This window comes from Candidatus Sulfurimonas baltica (assembly GCF_015265455.1).
Taxonomy (GTDB): domain Bacteria; phylum Campylobacterota; class Campylobacteria; order Campylobacterales; family Sulfurimonadaceae; genus Sulfurimonas; species Sulfurimonas baltica.
In genome coordinates this window covers 2,171,937-2,182,472 of sequence record NZ_CP054492.1, presented here as the reverse complement: position 1 = coordinate 2,182,472, position 10,536 = coordinate 2,171,937, and the positions used below count along the sequence as shown (strand labels likewise).

Below are 10,536 nucleotides of genomic sequence, written 5' to 3'. Positions count from 1 at the left end.
TTACCTTTTAAGCGTATTTAATAAATAGAGATTTTAATAACTCTCTATCCATAGCATTTTTAACTATTTCATCTACATGTTTATCATGAACAGCACCATTTTTTTCAACAGAATCATCTATAAGTACAATATGAGAATCCAATCCGCTAGAGTCAATTAACCCTTTAACAGCCGAAGATACCTCTGCTACATCTAAGCCATCATACTCTTTATCAAATAAAACAACTTTATAAGAATAGTTTTGAATCAGCTCTTGAAAGTCTATTGCTGAAGATGCAACTTCATAAGTTAACCCATCCATGCTCTCAATGATTTTAGTATAAAGTTTTGTTTCAAAGTTGCTTTTTTTAGCAATAAGTATGTCAGCCCTGTATTCTGGTGCTTTATTTACTTCTTCCTCTTGTAATTCGTCTAAGCTAACCTCTGTGGTGTTTGTGTGAATTTGGTCAGTAGATTCGACTATGCGATCGAATAAAAATTGATTTAGCACCGATATAATTTCTGAACGAACAAGAGGTTTTGTTGTGTATTCATCAAGGCCGGCGGCTAAAAATCTTTCTCTATCACCTTTTAATGCATTCGCAGTAAGAGCAACTATTGGTATGTGTGGTTGATTAAAATCTTCTTCATAGTCTAATATCTCAGCAGTTGATTCAACACCATCTAAAAATGGCATCTGGATATCCATAAAAATCAAATCAAATTTTTCATCTTTTCTTTTTTGAAATGCCTCAAGACCATTATTTGCAATTGTTATTGTTAGTCCTAAATCTTCGAGTGTTCTGCGTATAAGTTTTTGATTAATTATATTATCTTCTGCGACTAAAACATTCGCAATAAATTTTGATGACCCTGAATCGAATTTTTTACGAGATAATTTTGCGACAATATTCTTGTCTTTTCTTAACATAGAGTAGTTTTCAAGCGTTAGTTTAAGCTTTGTGAAGTGTAGAGGCTCATAAAGAATCTTAAATATATTAAGACCCATATTGTCAATCTTCTTCATTAGGTTAGATTTTGTCAAAACTATTAGCTCTTGAGGAAGTTTTGCAAACTCTGCAAGAATCTCATCTGTTACATAGTCGTAATCAACGAATATAATGTTATAGTTTGTATCTTTTTGAAGAAGAGAAACTTTACTGATGTCTTTAAATGTTGTGTATCCTACTCCAAAATAATCAAGATACTCTCTTAAGTATTTATCCTGCTTCTTAATTTTTATGGAATCGCTTAATATAAGAGCATTTAAATTATTAAAACTATTTTGTGAACTCTCATTGAGTGTTTCAACATCTTCGAGCTCAATAGTAAAGAAGAAAGTGGTGCCCTCTCCAGGTTTGCTCTCCAAATCAAGCTTTCCACCCATTAACTCAACGAAACTGCTTGAGATAGTAAGTCCAAGACCAGTACCTCCATATTTACGAGTAATGGAAGTGTCAGCTTGGCTAAATGCTTCAAAAATTCTAGATTTTTGCTCACTTGAAACGCCTATTCCACTATCTTTAATCTCAAATTTAATTTTTGTTTTACCTACGCTGTCTGAATTAACTTTTCTAATATTAACATTGATAGAACCGGCATTATTTGTAAATTTAACAGCATTTGAAAGAAGATTGATAATAACTTCTTTGATTTTAGTAGGATCTCCTTTTAAAGGGAACTCAAGTTGAGGATCTATAAAACAACCAAGGTTTATGTGTTTTTCACTCGCTCTTACTCCATATACTTCGACTGCACTCTCAAACTCAACAATAGGGTTGAAGGCAATATTTTCAATTTCAAGTTTGTTGCTTTCTATTTTAGAAAGATCAAGAATATTATTTATAATTTCAAGTAAGTTCTCAGAACTTTTTTCGATTATGTCAACAAACTCAATTTGCTCATCTTGTAAGCCAGAATCTTTTAGGAGTTCCGTAAATCCAACAATACCATTTAGAGGCGTTCGAATTTCATGTGACATGTTTGCCAAGAACATGGACTTCGCTTCACTCGCCTCTTGAGCTGACTCTTTATCTTTTTTCGTTTGCTTGATAATCTCTTCAAGTAACTCATAAGCTCTATTGGTACCTTCAGAAGTTTGAAGATTAATCTTTGTATTATCTAATTCTGAATCTTCTGCAACCCTTTTTAGTACATTTTCAAGTTCTTTGATATTTTTAGCAATTTCATTTGCCAATATGTAACCAAGAGTAGCTAGTATTATTGTCACAACCCAGATAGTAAATGATATTACTAGCAATTGTAAAGATTCTTCTTGAACTTTTTTAGATCTTGTTACCATAGAATCAAGAAGCAAGTCTTCTGCTTTTGAAATAATATTTATTTTTTCTGATTGCATTGTAAACCAGACACCAGATGTAATTTCATACTCCCCAGTGCCTGAAGCGGAAATAATTGCTGTTCTCTCGGTATTTAAATCTTCAAATAACTCTTTGCTCTCTTCATTTTTAAAGATAGCATCCATCTTTTTAATTAACTCTTTGTTTTGCATCCGTTCATAGTTTAGTGAATCGGCTTTTCCAATAAGAGAGACCCATTTATTCAAGTCATCTTCTATAAGTTTAGCGGAACGTGAAATAATATATGATATGTATCCCCTCTCAATTCCAGTTGCCTCTTTAGCATTAATCATTGTCATATAGAGAGTGTATAGTTCACCAATCTCTTTATCTATTTGATTTTCAGTAATTTGTTCTAGTTGAGTAATAAATTTTTCTTGGACAACAACATATGTATCCATAAACATTTCATTAAACTCTATATTTCCCTCATCGACTAGAGGTCTGACTAAGTTTATTTTAGCCATAGACTCAGAAACGGTTTCTATGTTGCTACACGCGATGCACTTTGATTCGTTGCTAATATCATCATGAGTATGTAAGAGTTTATTATCTCTTGAATGCTCTAGATATTTAGCAACTTTTAAATCAACAATTTTTCTCTGCTCATTTAGAGATTTTAGAATATTTCCTGTCTTATTCCCAAGCTCCATAGCGCTCATCCCACGCTCACGAGCAATATTTCCAATAACATCATTTAGATATCTGTTTTGGTCTAGTCTATCTTGTAGTTGTTGAGCAGCTTTATACTCAATATATGAATTATAAACATAAAAACTCGTCATAGCAAATAATGCTATGATTGGTAAAAGACTGATTAGTCTTAGTCTGTTTTTTAGCCCAAATTGCATTATTTGTTCTCCAAATTAGAAATCTGATTTAGCTTTGATATTACACTCTCGGCAAAACCTTTAATATTGCCGATGTCAGTAGAGTTTATAATCGAATCTAGTTCATTATCGAACTTATGAATTCTCATGTTATCGCTCATTCCTTTTAGTTTAATAGCGGAACTTTTACATCCAGCTAGATTGTTTTTTTCAATTGAATCAATAATTGTATGTAATAATTCATGAGATTCATTTATATACTCTTCAAATAACTCTTTGAAGCTGTCTAAATCTAGTCCAATGTCACTTGCTACACGTTGCATGTCGTATGTAATTGCTATGTCTAAAGCTTCATTCTCAATATCTTCTTCACTTATATCACTCTCATTGTCTAAAATTGAAAGGTCCTCATCAATTAGTTCATTGTTTTTTCCGCTAATTTCTGATTTGAAAAACTCATCATCAGCAAGCTCTGCAACAGAAATGCTATCTGGAACATCAGAATCTACAATTGCATCAGTAGAAAAATCATTGGCAAAACTATTGTCTGGTATTTTCTCAATTTCAGGTTTTGAGACATGTTCCTCTTTAAATGATAAAACAAAATCTTCTTCCTCGTCTTCAACTATCGTGCTTTTGTTCAAATCTTCTGACACGTCAAAATTTTTATTTGATAATTTAGCAATTATTTTGAACAGTGTGTCTAATTTTTCTTTAATCTCGCTCCAGTCATCAGAATGATTCATTATAGTTAGAGCATCTAATGCATCTTCAATTCGTAAATTTGCAGCAACACCCTTAAGTTTGTGAGATTGAATTTTTAACTTATTCGCATCTGAATCCTCAACAGATCTGTATAGTTCATCTTTGAAGCTGTAGGCTTGAGCAATAAAATCCTGAATAAATTCTTCTATTAAATCAATAGGTAATCCTAGCTCTTCAGAGGCTACTTTAGGGTTGTAAACATACTCTGCAAATTCACCATTGTCATCTTCTGGAGCGACAATTTTTTTAGATTCAGGCAACTTCTTTTCAAGAGTTTGTGCAATCTCTTTGGTTGTTTCTGGTTTAATAACTTCGTTATCTATGGTCTCTTCGTCAAAATCAATATCTAACGGTGCATCTGAGCTTAGGTCTTCTTCTGAAATTTGACTTTCATATATGTCGACCACTGCATTAGGCTCTGATTCAGGAGAGTATGTTTCATATGGGTCAAAAGAGGCTTGGATAACCTCTTCTTGTGCTAAGTTCGCGTTTTCATCGTGTACTATAGAACCAGGGGTTGTGATAAGCTTAATTGCCCCAGTTGCTTTAGCAGGAGCAGGTCTCTGAAGTATGTCGGCAGATATTTTTTCACTTTGAGCTTGAGAGATAGCTCTGATATTGGATAAGTTGATAATGTAGGCTTTCTCGGACGGATTGTCGACTAGATAAATTGTTTTTATATCTATCATAGTCGTATAGTTTTTTCCTTTAACGTGTATTATTGCCTTTGAACCTACACCCCCATCATCACATAGGATGTAGTCTATCCAGTGAACATGTTTGAAGTTATGAATATAGCCGGGTGTTTTTACAAACAAATCCGCAAAGTCAGCTGCTTCATTACGAAGATCTGCCAAAGTTGACAGACCAAGTATCTCTAAATCATTAGCATCAATTCCTAAAAATTCTTTTTTATAATTATAAATTAGCATACATCGACCTTTTATTTTGTATTGTTTTCTTGTCTATATTGTTTTTCTTTTTCAATAATGTTCTTTCTGGGTGCAGGCTTGCTTACTGAAATATAGCCTGTTATGTTTTTTTGTTCATCTAAAATAGGAGCTAGTTCCACATCAACCCAATAAAATTGACCATCTCTGCGCATATTTTTAATTAGACCATTCCAAACTTGACCGCTACTAATATTTTCCCACATCTTAAGAAACACAGATTTAGGAACATCGGGATGTCTTATTATATCTTGGTTACTACCTACTAGTTCAGAAACTGTATATCCAGAAATCTCACTATATTTTCTATTTACAAAGGTAATAACACCTTTTAGGTCTGTTTGACTTATTGCAACTCTACCTTCGAAGATATACTCTTCATCTACTGGTACAACTTTGTTCATAAAAAACCTTTAATAATGGAAAGTGTCATAAATTGCGCTAAATATATCATTAATAGTTTAAAAAAAAACTTAGTTATAAATATTTTTAATGATTTCTGCATCTTTTTTGTTTAATACAGAACTAATCTCATCAATGGTTAATTCTTTTAATAACTCAAATGTCCCAAAATGATTAAGCAATTTTACTATTTTTGCTTGTGATATCCCTTTTAAAGTTAAAAGTTTACTCTCTTTGTCAAGTTTTAACTTTGTTTTTTTATGAAAACCTATTGCGCATCTATGGGCCTCATCTCTTAAATTTTGAACCCACTGGAGTCTTTTGTCGCTATTTTTTAGTCTGAAAATATCATCTTTTGTATGTAATATATCATTTGCTTTCCCCTTTGCTCTATGGGCTTTGGCATCTATTTTCTCTTTTGAAATTGCAATAACATCTAAAAATATCCCATTTGATTCCAGAATTTCAGTAGCTAATTTCAGCAGAGTAGCTCCACCATCTAAAACCCACAAATCAGGAGGTGAATTTTTAAAGAATCTCTCCACTCTTCTGGTGAGTGTCTCTCTCATTTGGGAGTATTCATCTTTTGCTTGAAGGTGATATGTTCTATACCCTTTTTTATCAAACTTGCCATTTTCATAAACTGCCATGGCACCCACTGTTGCAACCCCTGACATGTGAGAGTTGTCAAAAATTTCTACACGGTTTGGAACTCTTTGCAAAGAAAAAAGCTCTTTAATCTCAGACAATATTTTAGAGTTGCTCTCACTAATCTCTTTTTTTAGCAACTCTTTCGCATTTAAAATAGCTAACTCTATCAAGTGCTTTTTGTCACCTCTGAGCGGTACTTTAATTTCTGCTTTTTGTCCAAAGATTTTACTTAAATGCTCCTCAATTATTTCTACATGTAGAAACTTATGTGCCACTAAGATAGGAGCTATTATTGGTGGCTTTTCATCTTTGTAGAACTCCATTAATACTCTTTGGTAGATTTCATCCTCATCATAACCTTCGTTAAGTTGTATGTAGTCATGTGATGATGAGATAATTTTACCGTTTCTCATAAATATTCTAAGAATAACGGCTCTGTTTGTTGTGTTTTGAAGGACAAAAATATCGTAATTTTCATCACTTGCAAAGTCAATCTCACTTTTAATCTCGGAACGACCTATTGTTTCTATGCGGTCTCTTAGCTCTCCTGCCTCCTCAAAACGAAGTTCCTCAGCATAAAAAGACATTCTCTCTTGAAGTTTTTTTATAAGAGTTTTTTTGTTTAAAATCAACTCTGTCGCCAAATCGAGCTCTTTTTTATATACTGCTGGTGAAATATCAAGCTCACATGGTCCAAGACATTTATCTATCTGATAATAGAGGCATAATTTTTTTGATTTTAGACAATTTTTTTTCTGTACAAGTTTACAAATTTCATACACAGAGTCTAAAATATCTTTGGCACCGACAGAGTATGGCCCATAATACTTGATACTTGATGATTGAATCACTTTTCTTGTTATCTCAAATCTTGGAAAATCCAGTGAATTGTCCACATATATATATGGGTAAGTCTTGTCATCACGAAGTAAGATGTTGTATTTTGGATTTAGCTGTTTTATAAGTGAGTTTTCTAAAATAAGTGCATCATGCTCACTGTTAACAACTATATAGTTTAAAGAAGCTGTCTGGTCTATCATTTTTGTGATTCTAAGAGATAGGTTTTGCTTAGCTTTTAGAGTAGGGGTAAAACTAAAATAACTTCTTACTCTCTTTGAGAGACTCTTTGCTTTTCCAATGTAAAGCAAATGTCCATTTATGTCAAAATATTGGTAAACACCGGCAGAATCCGGCAGTTGTTTAATTGTCTCTTTGAGATTCATTTTTAGCTTTTATAATATCTTGAATAGAGCGGAGCAGTTCGTTTAGTTTTTCATTTTTTATCTCTACATCTAGATTTCCGGATGCACGCTCTTTGTAGACTTGTTTTACCTCTTTAAACTCTTGTATCGGTTTTTTAGGGGAGTGTGTTACAAAAGCTTTAATATCAGTAAAAAGAGTCTCACCAGACTCCATACACTCCTCGGGCTTGTAAAAATTTAAAGCAGATTTAATACTTTGTATATTATTATCAAATTCTTGTTTGCCAACAGGGTGATTAAATACAAAAAATAGAGTACTATTCTTTATGTAAGCAAAGTTTATCATCTTCTGTACCGGTGGAGTAAACATAGATTTGACCGTGTTAACACACTTATAATAGGAGAGTTTAGAAAATTGAGGTCTACTTTGAATAGAATTAATAATTTGACTAGCGTTTTTCATATAGCAATTATAGCAATGTTTTTGTTAAGTTTTAGTGGGTGTGGACATAAAGCAGATCCATACTATTTAGAAGAAGCACCGCAAAGCGATGAAAATGTAAAGTTCATCATTAAAAAGCCAAGCCATGATAGTAACGAAAGTATTAACGGACAATAGATGAAATACGATGTAATAATAGTTGGTGCTGGAGTAGCTGGTCTTTATGCTGCATTGCATCTGCCACGTGATAAAAAAGTTCTAATAATAAATAAGAGAGAAACATTTAAGTGTAATAGTTTTTACGCTCAAGGTGGTATAGCATTAGCAGTTGATAGTGATGATATACCGCTACATGTAAAAGATACACTTGATGCAGGGGCTGGACTTTGTGATGTGGAGGCTGTAAGAACTTTAAGTGAAAACTCAAGAGAAGCTATTGATAACCTCATAAAACTCGGATTTGAATTTGATAGTGATGAGAACGGAAATCTTTTATATACTAAAGAGGCCGCACATTCAAAAAATCGTATATTACATGCTGGCGGAGATGCAACCGGAAGACATATGCACCACTTTTTGCTCTCACAAAATCCGCATCCCATGCTTGGCGATGCTAGAGTAGTTGACCTGCTTATAAAAGATGGTGAATGCTATGGAGTAACAGTTCTTGATCATAGAGAGAGCAGAAATATTTATGCCGACAGTGTGATACTGGCAAGTGGCGGAGTAGGTTCGCTGTACGAGTATCATACAAATGCCCCTTGTATAAGTGCAGATATGCAGGGTCTTTGTGTTATGAAGGGGATAGAACTTGAACATATGGAGATGATGCAGTTTCACCCAACTGTTTTTGTAAAAAGTGAATATGCACAAAAGCTTCTATTGACAGAAGCTCTTCGTGGTGAGGGTGCAACGGTGGAAGATGAGTATGGAAGAAGATTTTTATTTGATTATGATGAGAGAGGTGAGTTGGCATCTAGAGATATAGTCAGCAAATCTATTTATGACTACAGTAAAGAAACAGGTCTTAAAACATATCTTAATATCAGTAATTTTGAATACCACTATTTTACACTTAGATTTCCAAATATATTTAAAAATTTACAAGATTTAGGTTTTGATGTTCCGACTCAAAGAGTGCCGATATCTCCGGCTTTTCATTATGCCATAGGTGGTATAAAGAGTGATTTGTATGGAAGAGTACCGAGCGTAAAAGGACTTTATGCCGTGGGTGAAGTTGCATCTACAAAAGTTCACGGAGCAAATAGATTGGCATCGAATTCACTTCTAGAGGGTTTAGTTTTTGCAAAAAGGGCATCTTTATCTATCTTAAACTCATCAAGCAAGAAGAGCTTTGTAGAGTTCGCCGTTAGTGATGAGGTAATGAGTCTTCCAGAGGACAAAGAGAAGAAGAATCTGCTTCGTAAGATTATGTGGGAAAATGTTTCAATTGTTAGAACAAAAGAGGGATTAAATCATGCATTGGAGCAAATCAATGCTCTTTTAAAAGAAAATATTGGTAAACTTCTGAAATTTCGTTTACTTACAGCAAGAGAGATGGTTACTCACGCACTCTCTAGAGGTAAGTCTATTGGAGTACACACAATGATTGAGGAGAAAGAATGATAACAGGACCAGGAACAGGAGTGCATGCAGTTGATCTTGCAGTAGAACCATTTGGTTGGCTTTTATTAGCAATATTTGTAATAGGTTACTATTTTATAGCAGCAGAAGAAAAATACGAAATAAATAAGGCAAAACCTGCTTTATTTACAGGTACTTTTTTGTTTATGCTATTAGGCGCATATTATGCATATAATGGCTTGGATTTTGCACCATTTGATGCAGAAATAGCTCATTTAATATTAGAAATAGCAGAAATTTTCTTCTTCTTGTTTGTTGCCATGACTTTTATTGAGGCACTTATAGAGAGAAATGTTTTTGATTCACTAAAAGAGAAGCTTATTTTAGCAGGGTACGATTACAAAAAACTTTTTTGGGTAACTGGTATTTTAGCATTTTTTATCTCTCCAGTAGCGGATAACTTAACCACAGCTCTTATTCTTTCTACTGTTTTAATAACAATAGAAAGAGACAACAAGGCTTTCTTGGTTCCAGCAGCTATAAATATTGTAGTCGCAGCAAACGCTGGTGGCGCTTGGTCTCCATTTGGTGATATTACAACTTTAATGGCATGGTCATCAGGAAAAGGACACTTTATAGACTTTTTGTTTTTGTTTCCGGCATCTATTATTGGTTGGGGAATTACAGCATTTTTGCTAAGCAAATTTGTTCCAGAGGGACATCCAAAAAGAGTTGAGAATGCTGAGCCGGTTCATATTCACCATGGTGGTGAAGTTATTATAGGACTAGGTGTATTAACTATCGCTTTAGCAGTAGTTGGAAAACAAGTTATGCATTTACCTCCTATGTGGGGAATGCTATTTGGTCTTTCTCTTTTACAGCTTTACGCTATTAAACTTAAGAAGCACCATGACCATGATATTCAGATATACAAATCTGTTTCAAAAATAGAGAATGATACATTACTGTTTTTCTTTGGTATATTAGCAGCTGTTGGCGCACTTCACTTTGCTGGTTTCTTGACTCATGCAGCAGAACTTTACACAATGTTTGATCCAACTTATGTAAATATTGGAGTTGGTTTTATATCAGCAATCGTAGACAACGTTCCAGTTATGTCAGCGGTACTAAAAGCCTCTCCAGATATTCCATTAGCTCAATGGATGCTAGTTACACTTACAGCTGGTGTTGGTGGCTCTATGATTAGTTTTGGTTCTGCAGCCGGTGTTGGTGTTATGGGTAAACTTCATGGAATCTATACTTTTGGTTCACATATGAAATTTGCTTGGACGATAGTTATAGGTTACTTTGTGTCTGTCGCTGTATGGTATCTCCAATTTGAAGTATTAGGTCTATATATCAAATATTAAT

General features: G+C 33.8%; 8 protein-coding genes. 3 read left to right on the top strand and 5 right to left on the bottom strand.

The genetic code is table 11. The features are described from left to right. Positions 1-7: 7 nt before the first annotated feature. From HUE88_RS10975 to HUE88_RS10955, 5 genes are all read right to left on the bottom strand, one after another. Positions 8-3,190: a hybrid sensor histidine kinase/response regulator gene (locus tag HUE88_RS10975; RefSeq protein ID WP_194368982.1), complete on the bottom strand. Its 3,183-nt coding sequence runs from the start codon at positions 3,188-3,190 to the stop codon at positions 8-10. Beyond that, the gene (locus HUE88_RS10970) at positions 3,190-4,866 is read right to left on the bottom strand and encodes an Hpt domain-containing protein (RefSeq protein WP_194368980.1); all 1,677 of its coding nucleotides are present in this window, start codon (positions 4,864-4,866) and stop codon (positions 3,190-3,192) included. The genes HUE88_RS10975 and HUE88_RS10970 overlap by 1 nt, the downstream gene beginning before the upstream one ends. A gap of 11 nt (positions 4,867-4,877) precedes the next feature. Continuing rightward, positions 4,878-5,288 (bottom strand): PAS domain-containing protein, encoded by a 411-nt coding sequence (locus HUE88_RS10965; protein WP_194368978.1) that lies wholly within the window; start codon positions 5,286-5,288, stop codon positions 4,878-4,880. A gap of 69 nt (positions 5,289-5,357) precedes the next feature. After that, positions 5,358-7,160 (bottom strand): excinuclease ABC subunit UvrC, encoded by a 1,803-nt coding sequence (gene uvrC, locus HUE88_RS10960; RefSeq protein ID WP_194368976.1) that lies wholly within the window; start codon positions 7,158-7,160, stop codon positions 5,358-5,360. After that, entirely contained in the window at positions 7,138-7,509 is a 372-nt protein-coding gene (locus HUE88_RS10955) for a hypothetical protein (RefSeq protein WP_229860072.1), read from the bottom strand. Before HUE88_RS10955 ends, uvrC begins: the two co-directional genes overlap by 23 nt. Positions 7,510-7,566: 57 nt before the next feature. Between HUE88_RS10955 and HUE88_RS10950 the strand changes: the two genes are divergently transcribed. The 3 genes from HUE88_RS10950 to nhaD are packed head-to-tail and all read left to right on the top strand — an operon-like array spanning position 7,567 to position 10,535. Next, complete coding sequence (locus HUE88_RS10950) at positions 7,567-7,758, top strand: hypothetical protein (protein ID WP_194372719.1); 192 nt, start codon at positions 7,567-7,569, stop codon at positions 7,756-7,758. After that, positions 7,759-9,207 carry an L-aspartate oxidase gene (gene nadB / locus HUE88_RS10945; RefSeq protein ID WP_194368972.1) on the top strand — a complete coding sequence of 483 codons (1,449 nt, stop codon included), beginning with the start codon at positions 7,759-7,761 and terminating at the stop codon, positions 9,205-9,207. It begins immediately after the preceding gene. Further along, the gene (nhaD, locus tag HUE88_RS10940; RefSeq protein ID WP_194368970.1) at positions 9,204-10,535 is read left to right on the top strand and encodes a sodium:proton antiporter NhaD; all 1,332 of its coding nucleotides are present in this window, start codon (positions 9,204-9,206) and stop codon (positions 10,533-10,535) included. Before nadB ends, nhaD begins: the two co-directional genes overlap by 4 nt. Position 10,536 lies beyond the last annotated feature (1 nt).

Bases quoted from the DNA above. Each gene is read 5' to 3' on its own strand.
- HUE88_RS10955 (WP_229860072.1), bottom strand. From the start codon at position 7,509: ATGTTTACTCCACCGGTACAGAAGATGATAAACTTTGCTTACATAAAG.
- HUE88_RS10970 (WP_194368980.1), bottom strand. From the start codon at position 4,866: ATGCTAATTTATAATTATAAAAAAGAATTTTTAGGAATTGATGCTAAT.
- HUE88_RS10965 (WP_194368978.1), bottom strand. From the start codon at position 5,288: ATGAACAAAGTTGTACCAGTAGATGAAGAGTATATCTTCGAAGGTAGA.
- uvrC (WP_194368976.1), bottom strand. From the start codon at position 7,160: ATGAATCTCAAAGAGACAATTAAACAACTGCCGGATTCTGCCGGTGTT.
- nadB (WP_194368972.1), top strand. From the start codon at position 7,759: ATGAAATACGATGTAATAATAGTTGGTGCTGGAGTAGCTGGTCTTTAT.
- HUE88_RS10975 (WP_194368982.1), bottom strand. From the start codon at position 3,190: ATGCAATTTGGGCTAAAAAACAGACTAAGACTAATCAGTCTTTTACCA.
- nhaD (WP_194368970.1), top strand. From the start codon at position 9,204: ATGATAACAGGACCAGGAACAGGAGTGCATGCAGTTGATCTTGCAGTA.